We start from the raw sequence: 19,106 nt of genomic DNA, 5'->3' as shown, positions 1-19,106 counted from the left end.
CCGCCCTCGGCACCGGGCACGGCAGCGCCGCCGTCCCGGAGGGGGGCGGCGGCGGAGGGAAGCGCCGGTGCGCAGTCAGGCGGACGGAGTTCCGGTGCGGCGCCGCAGGAAGAGCGCGGCGACGGCGACTCCGAGGAGCACGAGGGCCGCGTTGACGGCGATGGCCGTGGTGACGCCGTGGTGGATGGAGGAGGCGGTGGCCGCGCCCGCGGTGCCGGCGGTGGCGACGGCGGACATGATGGGCGTTCCCATGGTGATGCCGACCTGCTGGGACATCGAGGCCAGGCCGGTGGCAAGTCCCTGTTCGGAGTCCGGAAGCCCGCTGGTGGCCGTGACCATGAAGCCGACGATCACCAGCATGTTGCCGACTCCGCCGAAGAACGTCGCGGGCAACAGCAGGGCGAGGGACGCCCCCGTCGTCGTACCGAGGAAGAGCAGGGCCGCGGTGAAGACCGCCTGGACGAGGCCGCCGCCGACCAGCACGGTCAGCGTGGACGTCCTGGCGAGCAGCCCGGGGGCGAGTAGACCGCCGACGACGGTGCCCGCGCCGAGCACGCCGAAGGTGACGCCGGCCGCGAGGGGGGAGAAGCCCAGGGTCTTCTGCAGGTACAGGGTGAGCAGGTAGACCAGCGAGGTCTCGGTGACGAAGGCGAGCAGGCCCAGCAGGTTGCCGAAGGCCACGTTGCGGCGCCCGAGCGTGCCGAGCGGCACCAGCGGCGCGGCGACCCGCCGCTCGATCAGGACGAACGCGGTCAGGAGGAGCACGCCCGCGAGCAGACCGGCCAGTGCGTGCGGGTGGGTCCAGCCGTACTCGCCGGCCTGGGTCATGCCGTAGACGAGACCCAGCAGACCGAGGGTGACGGTGAGCGCGCCGGGCAGGTCGAGGGTGGGGCGGGTGGCGGGCCGGGACTCCTTGATGACGGCCGGGGCGACGAGGACGACGGCGAGGGCGACGGGCACGTTGACGAAGAAGGCCCACCGCCAGGAGAGCAGGTCGGTCAGGACACCACCGAGGATCGCGCCCGTGGTGAAGCCGGCCGACATCAGCGCGCCGTTGATGCCGAGCGCCTTCTGCCGCAGCGGTCCCTCGGCGAAGGAGGTCGTCAGCAGGGACAGACCCGCCGGGGTGGCGGCGGCCGTGGCCAGGCCCTGGGCCACCCGGGCGGCCAGGAGCACCTCGGGGCTGGTGGCGAGACCGCCGAGCAGCGAGGCGAGGCCCAGCAGGCCGAGACTGCCGATGAAGATCTTCTTGCGGCCGATCAGGTCGCCGATGCGGCCGAAGAAGAGGGTGAAGCCCGCGGCCGACAGGGCGAAGGAGGTGGCGACCCACTGAAGGTCGGCGAGGGAGAAGCCGAGTCCGTCACCGATCGCGGGCAGCGCGACGTTCAGGATCGAGAAGTCGACGGCCAGCATGAACTGGGCGACCAGCAGCACCGCGAGGACCAGCTTCGTACGGCCGGTGAGCCGCTGGGATCCGGGCCCGGCCGCGAGCGGGCCGGAGGCCGTGCCGGGACCTGCGGCCGGCCTCGACGCGCGTTCGGTGATGGACATGGCATTCCCCTCCGAGGGGCTAATGGGTCTGTGGTGCCGTTACGAGGGAGAAGCTAGCACGGTCGAGCCGGTAAGGGAACTGTGGTTCCGATAAGGTGGGGGTCATGGCGTCGCGAGCACGCTGTGCGGAAAGAGAAGGAGTCGTCATGCCGGACCCAGCCGCCCCCGGGACCTTGCGCCCGGGAGGGCGCACCGCCCGTATCCGCGAGGCCGTTCTCCAGGTGGCGGGCGACACGCTCGCCACCGACGGCTTCGACACGCTCGACCTGGGCGAGATCGCCCGCCGCGCGGGCGTCGGCAAGACGACGGTCTACCGCCGCTGGGGGAGCCCCGGGGGTCTCGCCGCCGACCTGCTGGCGGACATGGCGGACCAGTCGCTGCCCCGTGCCGACACCGGCACCCTGGAGGAGGACCTGCGGGCGAACGCGCGCCTCGTCGTCCGGACGCTCAACGACCCCCGCCAGGGGCGCCTGTTCAAGGCGCTGATCGCGGCCTCGCTCTGCAACGAGCAGGCGGCCGAGGCACTGCACCGCTTCTACGCCGTCCGCGTCGACGAGTGGTCCGGCTGTGTGCGGGACGCCGTCGCGCGGGGCGAAGTCCCGGCCGGCACCGACCCGCACGGCGTCGTGGCGGCCGTCTCCGCTCCGCTCTACTACGCGCTGCTCAACACGGGCCGGTCCCTGTCCGACGCCGACGCCGACCGCGCGGCGCGCGCGGTGACCACCGCCGCGTGCGCGGGCGTGTGGGTGACGGGCGACGGGGGCCGACCGGCGGGCGACACCGAGAACGGGGAGGTCACCGGCTGATTTCCGGCACCGGCCGGGGCGTGATTTCCGCCCGGCGGGAAACCTGAGGCGGCATGGCGAGACTCGGAACACCACAGGCGGCCGGCGCCCCGGACACCCCGGCCCTCAAGCGCGCGCTGACCACCCCGCTGCTGTACTTCTTCATCCTGGGCGACGTGCTCGGCGCGGGCGTCTACGTGCTGGTCGGCCAGGTGGCCGCCGACGCCGGGGGAGCGGTGTGGGTGCCGCTCGCCGTCGCGCTGCTGCTGGCGATGCTGACGGCCGCCTCCTACGCCGAGCTGGCCACGAAGTACCCCAGGGCGGGCGGCGCCTCGCACTACGCCACCCGCGCCTTCGGGCCGTTCGCCGGGTTCGTCGCCGGTTTCTGCATGCTCGCCGCCGGCATCGTCTCCGTCGCGGCGCTGGCCCGCGGCTTCGGGGGCGACTACCTGTCCGCCTTCGTGACGCTGCCGGTCGGGCTCGTCGCCGTGCTGTTCCTCGCCCTGCTCGCGCTGGTCAACGCGCGCGGCATCAAGGAGTCCACCCGGGCCAACGTCGTCGCCACCGTGGTCGAGGTCGGGGGCCTCCTCGTCATCGTCGTCCTCGGTGCCTGGCTGCTGCTGCGCGGCGACGGCGACGTGAGCCGGCTCGGGCAGCTCGGCACGCCGGAGAAGGGCGCGGCGGCGGCCGTACTGAGCGGCTCGGTCCTGGCGTACTACTCCTTCGTCGGCTTCGAGACCTCGGTGAACGTCGCCGAGGAGACCCGCGACCCGCGACGCTCCTACCCGCGCGCCCTGTTCGGCGCCCTCGCCACCGCGGGCGCCGTGTACGTGCTGGTGGGCCTCGCGGCGTCCGCCGCGGTGCCGACGGACCGGCTGGCCGGGTCGAGCGGGCCGCTGCTGGAGGTCGTCAAGGAGGCCGGCGGCGTCCCGACCCGGCTGTTCAGCGCCATCGCGCTGGTCGCCGTCGCGAACGGCGCGCTGCTCACCGGCATCATGTCCTCGCGCCTGGCCTACGGCATGGCCCGCGACGGGCTGCTTCCGGCCGCGCTGACCCGGGTGCTGCCGGGCCGTCGTACGCCGTGGATCGCGATCGCCGTCACCACCCTGCTGTCGATGCTGCTCGCGCTCACCGGCAGTGTCGCCACCCTCGCCTCCACCCTGGTCCTGCTGCTGCTCGTGGTCTTCCTCATGGTCAACACGGCCGTCCTGGTGCTGCGCCGCGACCGGGGCGAAGCCGACCACTTCCGGACTCCGACCGTGCTCCCGGTGCTCGGCGCCGCGTCCTGCGTCGCGCTCGCCACGCAGATCGAGGCCGAGGTGTGGCTGCGCGGCCTGCTGGTCGTGGCCGTGGGGACGGTGCTCGCCGCGGTCGCCGCCGTCCGGCGCGGCAGAGCCAAGGACGCGGCCAAAAGCGCGTAGCGGCGCGGGGCGGCCGGAGGTGTCGCCTCGTCCCGCTCGGCGTCCTGCTCGGCGTCCCGCTCGTGGCGCCCCGTGACAGAATGGACGGCCCGCGCCCGTATCTCTGGCGCCCCTCCCCGCGTCGTCCCGCCCCGAGGTTGCCGTGACCAAGCCCGTCGCCCGTGAACCGCAGCGGCGCAACGCGCGGTCCAACCGGGCGCGCATCCTGGCCACTGCCCGCCGGGAGCTGGGGCGGAACCCGGACACCACCCTGGAGGAGCTGGCCCGGGCCGCCGGTGTCGTACGGCGCACCCTCTTCGGCCACTTCCCGGGCCGGGCGGCGCTGCTCGAAGCCCTCGCCGAGGAGGCGTCCGAGGTGCTGCGCGGCGCGATGGCCGAGGCGGCGGAGCCGGGCGCGCCCGCCGACCGGGCGCTCGCGCACTTCACGCTGCTGATGTGGCCCGTGGGCGACCGCTACCGGATGCTGCTGGCCCTGGCCCGGCACGATCTGGGCGTGGAGCGCGTGGCGGAGATCCTGGCCCCGGCCCGCGCCGAGGTCACCGCCATCCTGGAGCGCGGCCAGCGGGACGGGGTCTTCCCGGCCCACCTGCCGCCCGCCGTGCTGAGCGCGGGACTCGAAGCGATGGTCGTGGCGCTGCTGGAGCAGGTCAACACCGGAGCCCTGGAGGACGACGGCACCCGGGCCGCCGCCGCCATCCTCATGGCGGCCGGGGTGCCGGAGCGGGCCGCGCGGACCGTGGTCGAGAGCGTGGGCCCGGCGGTGCCGGCCACGGCGGTTCCGGCCGAGTAGGCCACCCACCCGTTCAGTAAGGCGCCCCCCGCCGGGGGGCGCCTTATTTGCACGTCCATGTGCAACAAACTACGCTGCTCTTGTCTGCTCATCTATGGGCAATTAACTTGCCCTCGTTCGTATCCGGGAGCCTTCATGCCCCTACTGGCCACCACCCCCGTCGAGAAGATGTCCGGGCCCTACGCCCGGCGCTGGTGGGCTCTCCTGGTCCTCTGCCTGAGCCTGCTGATCGTCGTCATGGCCAACACGTCGCTGATCGTGGCCGCCCCGGACATGACGGCCGACCTCGGGCTGAGCAGCAGCGACCTGCAATGGGTCATCGACGGCTACACCGTCCCCTACGCCGCGCTGATGCTGGTGCTCGGCGCGATAGGCGACAAGTACAGCCGCCGCGGCGCCCTGGTCACCGGTCTGGTGATCTTCGCGGGCGGTTCGGTGATGGGCAGTCTGGTCCACGAGACGGGGCTGGTCGTCGCGGCCCGCGCGGTCATGGGCGTCGGCGCCGCCGTCGTCATGCCGGCCACCCTGTCCCTGCTGGTCGCGGTCTTCCCCAAGGGCGAGCGGGCCCGTGCCATCACGGCCTGGACCGCCACCTCGGGACTCGCCATCGCGGTCGGCCCGCTGGTCGCCGGCTGGCTCCTTGAGGACCACGCCTGGGGCTCGACCTTCCTGGTCAACGTCCCCGTCGCGGTCCTCGCCGTCATCGGCGCGCTGGTCCTCGTACCGCCGTCCAGGGCGGCCGGCCAGGGCCGCATCGACTACGTCGGCGGTCTGCTCTCGATCGTCTCCGTCGGCAGCCTCGTCTACGCCACCATCGAGGGCCCGCACTTCGGCTGGGGCGCGGGACCGGTCACCGGGGCCGTCGTCGCCGGGGTCGGCCTGATCGCCTTCGTGGCCTGGGAGCTGCGCCACCCGCACCCCATGCTCGACGTGCGCAGGTTCCTGCTGCGGCCCTTCAGCGGCTCCATGCTGGCGGTGCTGTTCTTCTTCTTCGGCACCTACGGCGCCATCTACTACGCCACGCAGTTCCTGCAGTTCGTGCTCGGCTACGGCGCGCTGGAGACCGGCGTACGGCTGCTGCCGCTGGCCGGGGCCGTGTTCGTGGGCGCCGCGGTGACCGGCCGGCTGACGCCGAAGCTCGGCGTGAGGGCCATGGTCGGCTCCGGCATGGCGATCGGCACCGTCGGCGTCTTCCTGCTCGTCCTGATCGAGCAGGGCTCCACCTACGCCGACTTCCTCGCCCCGATGCTGCTGCTCGGACTCGCCATCGGCCTGAGCGTCTCCCCGGCGACCGACACCATCATGGGCTCCTTCCCGGAGAGCGAACTGGGCGTCGGCGGCGGCGCCAACGACACCGCGCTGGAACTGGGCGGCTCGCTGGGCATCGCCGTGCTGGGCTCCCTGCTCGGCACCGCCTACCGCGACGAACTGGCCGGCCTCGTCGGCGACCGGCTCCCGGCCGCCGCCCTCGACACCGCCCAGGACTCCGTGGGCGGCGGACTGGCCGTCGCCCGGCGGCTCGCCACCGACCCGGCCGCGGGTCCCGAGCAGGCGCACGCCCTCACCGACGCCGTGAACAAGGCCTTCGCGCACGGCGTCTCGACGACCAGTCTCGTCGGCGGCGTCATCATGGCCGCCGGCACCCTGATCGTCCTCGCCGTCCTGCCCGGCCGCCGGGCCCGGCAGCAGGCCGACGAGGACACGGTGCGCGGCGTGGGGCAGGACCGGGAGACCGAGCCCGCCCGCTCACAGGGCTGACCCGGTCCCGGGGTGTGCGCGGGTCCGGGCGGTGCTCCGGGTGCCGGCGCACACCCCGTCAGTCGGCCAGCGCCGCCAGCTCCTCCGCCGTGCGCGGGCCCGTCGCCGAGTCCGCCAGCAGGCCGCGGGCCCGCAGCAGCCCGGTCGCCGCGACGCCCCACGGGAGCCGCAGCCCGGCCTGCCGCAGCAGGTCGGTGCGGGCCAGCGTCGGCGCGGTCGGGCCGGTGCGCACACCGTCCGGGGTGAGCAGGGCGGCGTCGTCGGACCAGCGCAGGGCGAGGTCGACGTCGTGGGTGGCCATCACCACGGTGGTGCCCGCGGCGCGCAGCCGGTCCAGGGTGGCGAGCAGCCGCTCCTGCCCGTCCGGGTCGAGCCCGGCGGTCGGCTCGTCGAGGATCAGCACCCGGGGCCGCATCGCGACCGCCCCGGCGATCGCCGTCCGCTTGCGCTGCCCGTACGACAGCAGGTGCGTGGGCCGGTCGGCCAGCGCCGCGATGTCCAGCGCGGCCAGCGCCTCCCCGACCCGGGAGCGCACCTCCGCGTCCGGCAGGCCGAGGTTCAGCGGCCCGAAGGACACGTCCTGGCCGACCGAGGCGGCGAAGAGCTGGTCGTCCGGGTCCTGCACCACCAGCTGCACCGTGGTCCGCAGCCGGGTCAGCCCCTTGCGGTCGTACGTCACCGGCTCGCCGCCGAGCGTCAACGACCCCGCCCGCGGCCGCAGTCCGCCGCTGAGCAGCCGCATCAAGGTGGTCTTGCCGCTGCCGTTGCGGCCGAGCAACGCCAGCGCACGTCCCTCGCGCACCGCGAAGTCCAGCCCCGCCAGCACGTCGGGGCCCTCCTCGTACGCGAAGGACGCACCCCGCAGGGCGACCAGGGCCGGTTCCGGTGACAGCGCCGGTCCGCTCACGACAGGGGTCCTTCCAGTACGAGGGTGAGACCGGCCAGCACCGCGAGGAGCGCGACACTCGCCGCCGTGAACGGCACCGAGAGCCGCGCCTCGGGCACCAGCACGCGCAGCGTGCCGTCGTAACCGCGCCCGGCGAGCCCCGACTGGAGCCGAGCCGCCCGGTCGAAGGCCCGCACGAACGCGGTGGCCCCGAGCCCGCCGAGCGAACGCCAGGTCGCCGCCCGGGTGGTGTGCCCCAGCCGCGCGGCCTGCGCCTCGCGGATCCGGCGCACCGAGTCCAGCAGCAGGAAACTCATCCGGTACGTCACCAGCGCCACGTCCACGACCGGCGCCGGCACCCCGGCCCGCACCAGCCGCGGCAACAGGTCGGACATCGGCGTGGTGAACGCGAACAGCAGCACCCCGAGCGAGGCCGCCGAGGTGCGCAGCAGCAGCTCACCCGCGCGCACCGCACCGCCGTCCGCCGCCGACAGGAACCCGTCCGGGCCCCCGACCTGCACCAGCAGTGGCAGCACCCCCGTCACACAGAATCCCAACGGCACCCGGTACGCCCGCCACAGCCGGCGTCCGGGCACACCCGCCGGGCCGAGCAGCACGATCAGCGCCGTCACCAGCACCAGTGCCGCGCCGGGCCACGGCGGCAGCGAGATCGCGAGCACGGTCAGACCGAGCCCGAGCACGGCCTTGTCCACGGGGTGCCGGCGGCGCCAGCGACTGCTGTGCGCCGCCGCGTCGATCGGCAGCACTCAGTCCCCACCGGGGGTGTCCCGCGGAGCCGCCGTCGCCGCCGTCGACGCCCGCTCCTCACCCTGCCGCCGGCCCCGGCGCAGCCCGAAGTAGTACGCCAGCACGCCCGCGCCGAGCGCGGCCTGCAACGCGAACAGCGCCGACTCGATCTCCCCGGAGGGCGGTTCGTACAGCGGGGAGAACCACGGTTCGTAGTCCGGCTCGATCTCGGTGATCGCCGTCTCCGCCTCCGCGTCCGCACCGGCGAACGGCTCCTCCTTGTGGTCGCCCAGCCCCAGCACCAGCGGCAGCACCGCCAGCGCGGCGACGGCGAGCAGCAGCAGGGCGTTGATCTTCGCGTTCCGGCTCATCGGGCCACCGCCTGTTCCTTGTTCCCGCTACCCGCCGGCGCCTTCGTCAGGAGCACGCCCAGCCGGGTCAGTTCACCCTTGCTGGACTGCACCAGCAGTCGCATGACGATCACGGTGAGCAGGCCCTCGCTCACCGCCAGCGGGATCTGCGTGACGGCGAAGATCGAGCCGAACTTGCCGAGCGCGCCCAGGAAACCGCTGCTCGGGTCGGGGAAGGCCAGCGCCAGCTGCACGCTGGTGACGCAGTAGGTGGACAGGTCGGCGACGAACGCCCCGAAGAACACGGTGACCATCAACGGCACATCGAAGCGGCGCAGCAGGCGGTAGACGCCGTAACCGGCCCAGGGGCCGACGATGGCCATCGAGAAGACGTTGGCCCCGAGCGTGGTCAGCCCGCCGTGGGCGAGCAGCAGCGCCTGGAAGAGCAGGGTGATGGTGCCCAGTACCGCCATGATCGGCGGCCGGAACAGGACGGCGCCCAGACCGGTGCCGGTCGGGTGGGAACAACTCCCGGTGACCGAAGGCAGCTTCAGGGCCGACAGGACGAACGTGAAGGCCCCCGAGGCCCCGAGGAGCAGGGTGCTCTCCGGGTGCTCCCTGACCTCACGGGTGAGTGACCGGACTCCGTGGACGACGAACGGCGCGGACGCGACACCCCAGGCGATCGCGTGCGCCGGTGGCAGAAAGCCCTCGGCTATGTGCATGGCTCAGCAGACCCTCTCCAGCACCTCGTGGATGGACGACGCGCCTTGGCCGGTCTCCTGGCTTACGGGTACCACCGCCCGTGCTCCGCCTTCCCGGACCGCAAGCGATCCAGTGGCTGCCCGCGAGGGCCGGAGCCGGACTTCCCGATTCACAGTGGCGAGGGCCGCACCGGCATCACACCGGATTTCCCGTTCACCAAGGCGTGGCGACAGTAGTGCTCACACGGGGCCGGGCACAAGCGGGCCGCACGCCGGGCGGACGCCCCGCCGGGCCGTCGAAGAGGCCCGGGGCCTGCGAAAACGCAAGGCGCCACCGGTCCGACATCCGCCACCGCCCCTCCGCGCCCGACGTGGCGAAGATCTCCGCGCGCCTGTGCCGCGGAGCACCCGGATCGGCGGAACCGGCCCCGCTGATCCGGGGGACCTGACCACCCTGTCCGCATCCGGCCGGTCACCGTGGCGCCTCCGCCGCCTCCTTCGGTGCCCTGCCCGCCTCCGGCCCGGTCCGGCGCACCAGTTGGGCGACGACGAAGGAGACGACCGACGCCATGACGATCAGCGGCGTCTGGTCGTGGGCGTCCCGGCCCATCAGCAGCACCGCCAGGACCGCGCTGGCCAGCGGCAGCCCCGTCACCGCGGCCGCCGCGGCGGAGATGCCGAGGGCGAGGGCCGGGGTCGCGCCGAACCCGGGCAGCCCGGAGCAGGCCAGGGCGGTCGCCGCGCCCAGCAGCACCGACGGGAAGATCGGGCCGCCGCGCAGCGCCCCCAGCGCGATGCCCCAGGCCAGTCCCTTGCACGCGACCAGCGCGACGAGCGCCCCGACGGACCACGCGTGGGGGTGCGCGGCGAGCTGGGCGAGGGCGGCCTGGCCGGACAGCGCCGCCTCGGCCGGGGAGCGGCCCGTGATGAGCGCGTACGCGGCGATGCAGACGCCGACGGCGGTGGCGCACACGACGGTGCGGGTGGCCCTGCGGTGCCGGGTCCAGGTGACGGTGCGATGGCCCAGCCCCCGGGCCAGCGTGACCAGTACGGCGATCAGGGCCGCCGTGGGAAGACCCCACAGGAAGTCGCCCGCGTCCGGACCGGCCTGCGGCGGCAGATCGGGCAGGGCCAACGCGCCGATGTCCAGCCCCGTCCACTGCCCGAAGCCGGTGAAGACCAGCGCGCCCGTCGCGCTGGCCAGCAGACACGGCAGCAGCAGCGTGACCATCTGCGCCCCGGCGAGCCCGGCCCCCTCGATGAGCAGGACCGCCGCCGCGACCGGACCGCCGAGAATGGTGGAGATCGCGGCGGTGGAGCCGGCCGTGGCGAGGATCGCGCTCGCCCGCTGGTCGCCGCCCGCACCTGCCCGCCGCACCGCCAGCAGGGCGAGCCCGCTGCCGACGGCCATGAGCGGAGCCTCCGGACCCAGCACCACGCCGAGCGGCAGCGTGGCCAGCGCGGCGAGCACCGCGCCGGGCAGGGCACGCGGGCCGACCGGCGCACCGCCCAGGCCGTTCACCGGGAGATGGCCGCCGCCGCCCGGCATCCGGGTCACGATCGGCGCCAGGATCAGCCCGGCCAGGAGCAGCGCGGGCAGCGGCCACCACCAGGGCGGCGTGTCGTAACCGGCCGCCTCGGGCAGCGAGGTCCACACCCAGTGCTGCAACTCGTGCTGGAGGCCGACGAAGAAGAAGCAGGCCAGCGCGATGGGCACGCCCAGCAGCACGCACAGCAGCAACAGCCGCCGGTAGCCGGGGCTGAGCAGGGTCTGCCGCAGGGACTGCTCAGCCCGGTCCGCGGCGGCGTTCGCGGGCCCGCTCACCGAACCGGCCCGCGCGGGCCCCGCCGGGAGAGCCCGACCGACCGGGGCAGCCGACCCCGCCGGGACAGCAAGCACCCCCGGGCCAGCAAGCACCCCCGGGCCAGCGGGCCCCGCCGGGACAGTCGGGACAGCGGCCGACTCGTCACATGCCCTCCTTCGTCCGCGCCGCGCTCCGTCGCCGGCCCCGCCGGTCCCGTCGCCGGTCGGTCGCGGGCAGCCGCGGGTGCCGTTCAGTCAACGCGAGTCCGCGAGCCCCCGCATGCGCAGGACCGGCGCGCGGTTCACCCGTTCGGCGTACCCGCGTGGCCGGGGAGCCCGGACGCCCGCAGGCTCGGAACGACCTGTCGGTGCCGTCGGCGCCGGTGGGCAGCTGCCCCGTACGGGGGACACAGAAAGGACTCCGCTCATGAGCCAGCACGCCGAACCCACGCCCGGCCGGCCGTCCCGCGGCGACGCCTCCTGGGCTCAGCGCTCGGGCGACCGCACCAGCGGCTGGGTGACCGGAGGGGTCGTCTTCGCGGGCGTACTGCTGCTGCTGAACGGCGCCCTCGCCGTCCTGCAGGGCATCGCGGCCATCGCCGAGGACGACGTGTACGCCCGTATCGGCACCTACGTCTACGAGATGAGCCTCACCGGCTGGGGGATCGTCCACGTCATCCTGGGCGCCCTCGTGTTCGTCACCGGGTTCGGCCTGCTCAAGGACATGGCCTGGGCGCGGGTGGCGGGTATCGTCCTGGCCTCGCTGAGCCTGGTCGCCCAGTTCCTCTTCCTGCCGTACTCGCCCGTCTGGTCCGTGATCATGATGGCGATCGACGTGTTCGTGATCTGGGCCCTGGCCAGCCGCCAGGAGCACCCGTCCCGGACCTGAACCCTCCCACCCACGACGGCGGTCACCCCGCGCCGGCGGCGGTGACCGCCGTCGTGTCCGGGCTCAACGGCGGCGCAGGTTCCGGACCAGCACCGCCGCCGCCCCCACGGCGCCCGCGGCGGCCGCCGCCGTGCCCGCGAGGGCCAGGGACCGGGCCCGGCGGCCGGGAACCGCGGGACGGGCGCCCGGCGCGGTGCCGTACGCGCTGCCCGGGACCTCGGCGGTCGCGGTGCCCGGCAGGGCCGAGGCCAGCAGCTCCGCGAGGTGGACGCCCTCGTGTCCGCCGCTGTCGAACTCGTGGATCTGCGTACGGCAGCTGAAGCCGTCCGCGAGGACGACGGTCGACTCGTCCTCCTCCCGCAGCCGCGGCAGCAGCACCCGCTCCGCGCACGCCTCGCTGACGTCCAGGTGACCGCGTTCGAAGCCGAAGTTCCCGGCCAGGCCGCAGCAACCGGAGTCGAGCCGCTCCGCGTCCACCCCGGCCCGGCGCAGCAGCTCCCGGTCGGCGTCCCAGCCCAGTACGGCGTGCTGGTGGCAGTGCACCTGGGCCAGCGCCCGCGCGGACCGGCCGGGGACCTGGGGCGGCTCGTAGCCGGGGGAGTGCTCGGTGAGCAGCTCCGACAGCGTCACCGTCCGCTCGGCCAGCCGGCGCACGTCCTGGTCGCCGGGGAACATCTCCCCGGCGTCCGACCGGAACACGGCCGTGCAGCTGGGCTCCAGCGCCACCACCAGGCCGCCCGCCCGCACATGGTCCGCCAGAGCGCGCACGGTCCGGGTGAGGACCTTCTCCGCCGTGCCCAGCTGCCCCGTGGAGATCCAGGTCAGCCCGCAGCACAGCGGCTCGTCCGGCAGTTCCACCCGCCAGCCGGCGTGCTCCAGGAGCCGTACCGCCGCCCGGCCGACGTGCGGGTGGAAGTGGTTGGTGAAGGTGTCCGGCCACAGCAGTACCGGCCCGCGGTGCCCGTCGCCCTCCGGCTCGTGGTCCGCGAACCACTGCTCGAAGGTCCGCTCCGCGAACAGCGGTACCTCCCGGTCCGCCACCCCCGCCAGCAGCACCGCGGCCTTCGACAGCAGCGGGGCGTGGGTGAGGGCGTTGACGACCGGCCCGAGCCGGGCGCGGCCCACGACCCGGGCGAGCGCGGGCAGCCAGCCCATCGACCAGTCCGAGCGCGGCCTGCGCCACGGGCGGCCCTCGTAGTGGTGGGACAGGAACTCCGCCTTGTACGTGGCCATGTCCACGTCCGCCGGACAGTCCTTCTTGCAGCCCTTGCAGGACAGGCACAGATCGAGGGCGTCCTTGACCGCCTCCGAACGCCAGCCGTCCCGGATCGCACCGTCCCCGTGGCCGTCGAGCATCTCGAACAGCAGCCGGGCCCGGCCCCGCGTCGAGTGCTCCTCCTCCCGTGTCACCTGGTACGACGGGCACATCACGGTGCCGTCGCTGGTGTGCTGCCGGCACTTGCCGACACCGACGCAGCGGTTGGCGGCCTGCGAGAACGAACCCCCGTCGTGCGGGAACCGGAAACGCAGGTCGCGGGGCTCGAACGGGGCCCAGTCGCCCCCCAGACGCAGGTTCTCGTCCAGCCGGTACGGCGCGACGACCTTCCCCGGGTTCATCCGGTTGTGCGGGTCGAAGACGGCCTTGAGCCGCCCGAACGCCTCGACGAGCCGGTCGCCGAACATGCGGGCGAGCAGCTCCCCGCGGCTCTGCCCGTCCCCGTGCTCGCCGGAGAGCGAGCCGCCGAACCCGACGACGAGGTCGGCCGCCCGCTCCATGAACCGCCGGTACGTCGCCACGCCGTCCGCGGTGTACAGGTCGAACGGGATGCGGGTGTGCACGCAGCCCTGCCCGAAGTGGCCGTACAGGCTGGGGCCGGTGTCGCTCAGGTAACCGAACTCGTCGAACAGCGCCCGCAGTCGGCGCAGGTAGTCGCCCAGCTTCTCCGGCGAGACCGCCGAGTCCTCCCAGCCCTCGAAGGTGTCGGGCTTGCCCGGGATGTGCGCGGTGGCGCCGAGTCCGGCCTCGCGGACCTGCCACAGGTCCTGCTCGTGCGACGGGTCGTCCATGAACGCGCAGTCGGCGTCGTGTTCGGAGCGGTGCAGCGCCTCCAGCATCCGGTGGGCCCGCCCGTCGGCCTCCTCGGCGGTGTCCCCTCCGAACTGCACCATCAGGTAGGCGTCGCCCTCGGGCATCTCGGCCAGCGCCTTCGTGTTCAGGCGTTTGATCCGCTCGTCGCGCACGAGCCGGGCGTCGACGCCCTCCAGCGCGATCGGTCCGTGCGGCAGGATCTCGGGCACCGCGTCGGCGGCCTTGTCGATGGTGTCGAAGCCCAGCACCACCAGGGTCCGTTCCCGTACCACCGGCACCAGTTCCAGCTCCGCCCGCAGGACGGTGACGAGGGTCGACTCGCTGCCCACCAGCAGCCCGGCCACGTCGAAACCGAACTCCGGCAGCAGCGAGTCCAGGTTGTAACCGGAGACCCGGCGCGGAACGTCCGGGAAGCGGCGGCGGACCTCGTCCCCGTAGGTGTCGCGCAGCGCGCGCAGCCGCCGGTAGACGGCCGCCCGCAGATCGCCCTGCCGCTCGATCTCGGCGTACTCCTCGTCGCTCGTCTCGCCGCACCAGAAACGGGTGCCGTCGTACAGCAGCACTTCCAGGCGGGCGATGTTGTCGACGACCTTGCCGTGGGCCTGCGCGGTCGCGCCGCAGGAGTTGTTGCCGATCATGCCGCCGAGCGTGCAGTTGGCGTGGGTGGCGGGCTCGGGCCCGTAGCGCAGACCGTACGGCGCGAGCTGCCGGTTCAGGTCGTCGAGCACGATCCCGGGCTGCACGACGCAGGTGCGGGCCTCGGTGTCCACCGACTCCACCCGCGTGCAGTACTTCGACCAGTCGAGGACCACACCCGCGTTGGTGCACTGCCCCGCCAGGCTCGTCCCGCCGCCCCGCGACAGCACGGGCGCGCCGAACTCCCGTGCCACGGCCACCGCCTCCGCCCCGGCCTCCGGGGTGCGCGGGACGACCACACCGATCGGGGTCTGCCGGAAGTTCGACGCGTCCGTGGAGTAGGCCGCCCGGCTCCCGGCGTCGAAGCGGATCTCCCCGTCCACCCGCTCACGCAGGGCCGCCCGCAGCGCGGCGGTGTCGACCGGAGGCGGTGCCCCTTCCCGCGTGACGGGCTCGGGCAGATCCAGCGCACCCATGGGCACTCCTCCGTGTGGTGTGTACGTCCGTCGGTACGGCGGCGGGGCCCGCGCGGGGACCGGCGGCCGTCGCTGAGTACCCCGCCGGGCACCCGGCAATCACCGGACACGGAGCGTCGCCAACCGTGTCGCTGTTGGGCCGAACGGGTGACTTGGCGTAAGAATTGGCTGGTGCAGGCAATGAAGGCGAGTGAGATCGGGGGAGCCGGTGAACAGCCACGACGTCACCGATGAACAGTGGGAAGGGCTCGCCCAGGTCGTTCCGTTGCGCGGGCGCGACGCCTGGCCGTCGGCGGTCGGTCACCGGGCGATGCCGGAGGCGGAGACGGAGCGGCGGCGCCGGTTCGTCGTGCTGCGGGTCAACGTGTTCGCGGACGCCCGCGAGGTCGCCGAGACCCTGATGGCGGGCATCCCGGTCCTGCTGGACCTGACCAGTGCCGAGGGCGAGGTCGCCAAGCGGGTCCTCGACTTCAGTACCGGCGTCGTCTTCGGCCTGGCCAGCGGGATGCACCGGGTGGACCGCAACGTCTTCCTGCTGACCCCGGCGGGGACCGAGGTGAACGGGCTGATGGAGAGCGCGGCGGGGGTCCCCGGGGTGTGACGGCTCCGAGGGGTGTGACGGCCCCGAGGTCCGACGGGTGTGACGGCTCCGAGGTGGCGACGGCTCCGGTTTCGACGACTCCCGGAGAGTGACGGTCGCCCCCGCCCTGACCGCACGGTCCCCCGATCGTAGGAACGCCGTTCGGGCAAAACGGTTCGGCGCCCCGCGGAGTCCTACGGTCCGCATATGGCTGCGTCACCTGCGTCCCCTGCGTCCTCCGCGTCTCCTGCGTCATCCCCGTCACCGGCGTCCTCGGCGTCCTCGGCGTCCTCCGCGCCCGCCGGGCCGACGGCGTCCGCCGGGGCGCTTCCCGGCCGGCCCCGCGTCACCCAGCTCCGGCTGGCCGCCTTCGCCGGGCACCGCCGCGCCGTGCTGCGGCTCGGCCCGCTGACCGTGCTCGCCGGGCCCAGCGGCAGCGGCAAGACCAGCGCGCTCAGCGCGTACGACGCCCTGGCCAGGCTCGGCGGCGGCGCGGAACTCGGCGCGGTGTTCGCCGATCCGGGCGCCTGCGTGCCCGAGCGGGCCCGGCCCGACGCGCAGCGCCGGCGGGGCTTTCGCATCGGCTGCACGGCCGACGGCGCCGAGGGGCCGGTGCACCTGGACGTCGCCGTGCAGGCCGAACCGGAACTGCGCATCGTGGGGGAGCGGCTGACGGCCGACGGCGTCGTGCTGCTCGAGACCGCCCTGCGCGATCCCGGCCGCCGTGCCGTGCAGGCCGCCTGGCACACGGCCGGGTCGGCGCCCGTGACCCGCGCACCCCTGCCCGACGACCGGCTCGGCACCCCGCTGCTGCCGCTGCGGGTGGCCGGCAAGACGGACGGGCAGCGCAGGGTGCTGGCGGCGGCCGAGCAGATGGTCGTCGCCCTGCGCTCCGTCTTCGCCTGCGATCCGCTGCCGGGCCGGATGCGCGAGCCCGTCCCCACCGGCTCGGGGCGGCTGCTCGGCGGCTGCGACAACCTCGCCGACGTGCTGGGGCGCACCCGCGTCGAGTGCGGTCGGCGGCACGCGCAGTTCGTCGCGGCGGTACGCACCGGCTGTGCGGGCCCCGTCGAGGACGTCCTGGCCGAACCCGTCGTCGGCGGCGTGATCCGCGCGCTGATCGACCGGGGCGACGGCGTCCGCACCGGCCTCGGCCGCCTCGGCTACGGCGAACTGCGCTACCTCGCCCTCGCGCTCGTGCTGTTCACCGGGCCCGGCGTGCTGGAGGTCGATCCGGCCGGTGAGGTGCCCGCGGCACTGCAGACGCTCACCGTCCTCGCCGACGGCTTCGACCGCGGCCTCGACGTGCGCCAGCGCGCCGAACTGCTCCGGCTGGCGGCGCGGATGTGCGAGCGGGGGCACATCCGCTTCGTCGGAGCGGTCGCCGACGCGTCGTGGGCGGAGCGGACGCAGGGGGTCACGGTGGTACACCTGAGCCCGTGAGCGGGGCCACGGTGGTACACCTGAGCCCGTGAGCGATGATCCCCGTGACCTCGATGCCCTGCGGCGCCGGCTGGCCGCGTTCGCCGCCGCACGCCACTGGCAGCCGTACCACACCCCGAAGAACCTGGCCGCCGCGCTCAGTGTGGAGGCGTCCGAACTCCTGGAGATCTTCCAGTGGTTGACGGCGGAGCAGTCGGCCCGGGTGATGACCGAACCGGACACCGCCCACCGGGTCCGCGACGAGGTCGCCGACGTCCTGGCGTACCTCCTCCAGTTCTGCGACGTGCTCGGCGTCGACCCGCTGGCCGCCCTGGAGGCGAAGATCGAGCGCAACGAGACCCGCTTCCCCGTGGCGGGCGGGACCGGCGAGGCGGGCGGACCGGAAGGCTAGCCGGAGGAGCCGACGACTCCGCTATCACTCTCCGCAGTCAAAATCCGGCCAGACCTCGTCATGTTGTCCGAAGATTTCCGCCTTCCTCTGGCTTTTTGCCCCACACACCCTCACTCTGGGTAGTGAGTAACGGAGTTCGGGCGGACGCGCCGCGAGCGCGTCGGAGACAGACGGGGGCAGCGCATGGACGCTGTGCGGCTCATCGTGACGAGTGGACGCGCCCTGGCCGCCGGTGGCGAGGTGCCGGAGGTCCTGACGGAGGTGTGGCAGGTGCAGGCTCTGGCCCAGGCGATCGGCAGCCGTCTCGCGGTGTACGGCCCGCCCGAACTGCGGGGCGAGGCCATCGGGTTGACCGAGCTGGCGGGCCGCGGCTGCGGAGTGCTGCGCACTCCGGAGCTGGCTCCGGGTGAGCTGCGCGCCGCCCAGCTCACCGAACTGGGCGACGCCCGTCAGGCGCTGATGCGCCTGGGCACCCTGCTGGGCGAGACCGGCATCGCCCTCGTGGGCGCGGCCTGCGCCGCCGACGACGAGGCGACGTACTGGCAGTGCATGGAGGCCATCGACGCGGCGGACGAGTCCCGCGACCGCGTCCTGGAGATGCTGCGCAAACTGACGGACCGCGACGCGGAGTTACCCGAGCGGGAGGCCGGTTAGGATCCGCGTGCCGCGCGGCGCGGCGGCAGCCTGAGCCGGACACCCGCACCGAGCAGGCAGGATGGGAGACATGGATCTCCGCATCTTCACCGAGCCCCAGCAGGGGGCCACCTACGACACCTTGCTCACCGTGGCCAAGGCGACCGAGGACCTCGGCTTCGACGCCTTCTTCCGCAGCGACCACTACCTCCGCATGGGCGCCGCCGACGGTCTTCCCGGGCCCACCGACGCCTGGATCACCCTGGCCGGACTCGCCCGGGAGACCAAGCGCATCCGGCTGGGCACCCTCATGACGGCCGGCACCTTCCGGCTGCCGGGCGTCCTCGCCATCCAGGTCGCCCAGGTCGACCAGATGTCGGGCGGCCGCGTCGAGCTGGGCCTGGGCGCCGGGTGGTTCGAGGAGGAGCACAAGGCGTACGGCATCCCCTTCCCGAAGGAGAAGCTCGCCCGCCTGGAGGAACAGCTGGCGATCGTCACCGGTCTGTGGGCGACCGAGACCGGCAAGACCTTCGACTTCCACGGCACCTACTACGACCTCACCGACTCGCCCGCGCTGCCCAAGCCCGCGCAGGCCAAGGTGCCCGTGCTCATCGGCGGCCACGGCGCCGCCCGCACCCCGCGGCTGGCCGGTCGGTACGCCGACGAGTTCAACATGCCGTTCGCCTCCGTCGAGGACACCGAGCGCCAGTTCGGCCGGGTACGGGCCGCCGCCGAGGCGGCCGGCCGCGGCGCGGACGCCCTCACCTACTCCAACGCCCTCGTCGCCTGCGTCGGCAAGGACGACGCCGAGGTCGCCCGGCGCGCCGCCGTCATCGGACGCGAGGTCGACGAGCTGAAGGCCAACGGCCTCGCGGGCTCTCCGGACGAGGTGGTCGAGAAGATCGGCCGGTACGCCGAGGCCGGCGCCCGGCGGATCTACCTCCAGATCCTCGACCTCGACGACCTGGACCACCTGGAACTGATCTCCTCCCGCGTCCAGTCGCAGCTGTCCTGAGTCACTCCCGGCGCCCGGCCGGATAACCGAAGGCGCCGGTCACCCGCCCTGTGCGATGGTGTGACCGCCGCCTGCCGGAGCCCCCGGGGGAACACCCCCTGGGGGCTCTCGCGCGCACGGCACCGAAGCAGCCGTCCCCATAACCCCGACCCGGCCGG

The 19,106-nt window shown here is 74.0% G+C and carries 17 protein-coding genes and 1 riboswitch; of the genes, 10 read left to right on the top strand and 7 right to left on the bottom strand.

Annotation, left to right across the window (positions count from 1 at the left end):
• Window positions 1–75: 75 nt before the first annotated feature.
• The gene (locus tag ACIBCJ_RS24220; RefSeq protein ID WP_365978400.1) at window positions 76–1,551 is read right to left on the bottom strand and encodes an MFS transporter; all 1,476 of its coding nucleotides are present in this window, start codon (window positions 1,549–1,551) and stop codon (window positions 76–78) included.
• A 146-nt stretch (window positions 1,552–1,697) separates the two neighbouring features.
• Between ACIBCJ_RS24220 and ACIBCJ_RS24215 the strand changes: the two genes are divergently transcribed.
• The 4 genes from ACIBCJ_RS24215 (at window position 1,698) to ACIBCJ_RS24200 (ending at window position 6,305) form a co-directional block, all read left to right on the top strand.
• On the top strand, window positions 1,698–2,357 hold the full coding sequence (locus ACIBCJ_RS24215) for a TetR/AcrR family transcriptional regulator (protein ID WP_362506277.1): 660 nt from the start codon (window positions 1,698–1,700) through the stop codon (window positions 2,355–2,357).
• Window positions 2,358–2,410: 53 nt separating this feature from the next.
• Window positions 2,411–3,757 carry an APC family permease gene (locus tag ACIBCJ_RS24210; protein WP_365978399.1) on the top strand — a complete coding sequence of 449 codons (1,347 nt, stop codon included), beginning with the start codon at window positions 2,411–2,413 and terminating at the stop codon, window positions 3,755–3,757.
• A gap of 142 nt (window positions 3,758–3,899) precedes the next feature.
• Window positions 3,900–4,547, top strand: a complete 648-nt coding sequence (locus ACIBCJ_RS24205) for a helix-turn-helix domain-containing protein (protein WP_362101182.1) — start codon at window positions 3,900–3,902, stop codon at window positions 4,545–4,547.
• Window positions 4,548–4,682: 135 nt separating this feature from the next.
• Complete coding sequence (locus ACIBCJ_RS24200) at window positions 4,683–6,305, top strand: MFS transporter (RefSeq protein WP_365978398.1); 1,623 nt, start codon at window positions 4,683–4,685, stop codon at window positions 6,303–6,305.
• 58 nt (window positions 6,306–6,363) lie between these two features.
• Here the strand turns inward: ACIBCJ_RS24200 and ACIBCJ_RS24195 are convergent, their stop codons facing one another.
• The 5 genes from ACIBCJ_RS24195 to ACIBCJ_RS24175 form a co-directional block, all read right to left on the bottom strand.
• A complete protein-coding gene (locus ACIBCJ_RS24195; protein WP_365978397.1) occupies window positions 6,364–7,212 on the bottom strand; it encodes an ATP-binding cassette domain-containing protein in 849 nt (282 codons plus the stop codon).
• The gene (cbiQ, locus tag ACIBCJ_RS24190) at window positions 7,209–7,958 is read right to left on the bottom strand and encodes a cobalt ECF transporter T component CbiQ (RefSeq protein ID WP_365978396.1); all 750 of its coding nucleotides are present in this window, start codon (window positions 7,956–7,958) and stop codon (window positions 7,209–7,211) included. The genes ACIBCJ_RS24195 and cbiQ overlap by 4 nt, the downstream gene beginning before the upstream one ends.
• A complete protein-coding gene (locus ACIBCJ_RS24185; protein ID WP_365978395.1) occupies window positions 7,959–8,309 on the bottom strand; it encodes an energy-coupling factor ABC transporter substrate-binding protein in 351 nt (116 codons plus the stop codon).
• On the bottom strand, window positions 8,306–9,013 hold the full coding sequence (locus tag ACIBCJ_RS24180) for an energy-coupling factor ABC transporter permease (RefSeq protein ID WP_362101170.1): 708 nt from the start codon (window positions 9,011–9,013) through the stop codon (window positions 8,306–8,308). Before ACIBCJ_RS24180 ends, ACIBCJ_RS24185 begins: the two co-directional genes overlap by 4 nt.
• A 29-nt stretch (window positions 9,014–9,042) precedes the next feature.
• Window positions 9,043–9,229, bottom strand: a riboswitch (cobalamin riboswitch).
• Between the two features lie 235 nt (window positions 9,230–9,464).
• A complete protein-coding gene (locus ACIBCJ_RS24175) occupies window positions 9,465–10,817 on the bottom strand; it encodes a chloride channel protein (RefSeq protein ID WP_365978394.1) in 1,353 nt (450 codons plus the stop codon).
• Between the two features lie 406 nt (window positions 10,818–11,223).
• Here ACIBCJ_RS24175 and ACIBCJ_RS24170 point away from each other — a divergent pair, with 406 nt between their 5' ends.
• Window positions 11,224–11,685: a hypothetical protein gene (locus ACIBCJ_RS24170; protein WP_133886408.1), complete on the top strand. Its 462-nt coding sequence runs from the start codon at window positions 11,224–11,226 to the stop codon at window positions 11,683–11,685.
• Window positions 11,686–11,748: 63 nt separating this feature from the next.
• Here the strand turns inward: ACIBCJ_RS24170 and ACIBCJ_RS24165 are convergent, their stop codons facing one another.
• Window positions 11,749–14,886, bottom strand: a complete 3,138-nt coding sequence (locus ACIBCJ_RS24165) for an FAD-binding and (Fe-S)-binding domain-containing protein (RefSeq protein WP_365978393.1) — start codon at window positions 14,884–14,886, stop codon at window positions 11,749–11,751.
• A gap of 208 nt (window positions 14,887–15,094) precedes the next feature.
• On the opposite strand from ACIBCJ_RS24165, the gene ACIBCJ_RS24160 reads away from it, so the two are divergent.
• From ACIBCJ_RS24160 to ACIBCJ_RS24140, 5 genes are all read left to right on the top strand, one after another.
• Window positions 15,095–15,487 carry a cell division protein SepF gene (locus ACIBCJ_RS24160; protein ID WP_208298327.1) on the top strand — a complete coding sequence of 131 codons (393 nt, stop codon included), beginning with the start codon at window positions 15,095–15,097 and terminating at the stop codon, window positions 15,485–15,487.
• 186 nt (window positions 15,488–15,673) lie between these two features.
• Window positions 15,674–16,909, top strand: a complete 1,236-nt coding sequence (locus tag ACIBCJ_RS24155; RefSeq protein WP_365978392.1) for an ATP-binding protein — start codon at window positions 15,674–15,676, stop codon at window positions 16,907–16,909.
• A 28-nt stretch (window positions 16,910–16,937) separates the two neighbouring features.
• Window positions 16,938–17,300: a nucleotide pyrophosphohydrolase gene (locus ACIBCJ_RS24150; RefSeq protein ID WP_365978391.1), complete on the top strand. Its 363-nt coding sequence runs from the start codon at window positions 16,938–16,940 to the stop codon at window positions 17,298–17,300.
• A gap of 183 nt (window positions 17,301–17,483) precedes the next feature.
• Window positions 17,484–17,954, top strand: coding sequence for a DUF6099 family protein (locus ACIBCJ_RS24145; protein WP_365978390.1), 471 nt, complete (start codon window positions 17,484–17,486; stop codon window positions 17,952–17,954).
• A 70-nt stretch (window positions 17,955–18,024) separates the two neighbouring features.
• Entirely contained in the window at window positions 18,025–18,948 is a 924-nt protein-coding gene (locus ACIBCJ_RS24140; RefSeq protein WP_362101156.1) for an LLM class F420-dependent oxidoreductase, read from the top strand.
• The last annotated feature ends 158 nt before the right edge of the window (window positions 18,949–19,106 follow it).

This window comes from Streptomyces sp. NPDC051136 (assembly GCF_044455745.1).
In the GTDB taxonomy this organism is placed as follows: domain Bacteria; phylum Actinomycetota; class Actinomycetes; order Streptomycetales; family Streptomycetaceae; genus Streptomyces.
The sequence above is the reverse complement of the archived record's forward strand: the minus strand, read 5'-3'. Positions and strand labels throughout refer to the sequence as shown.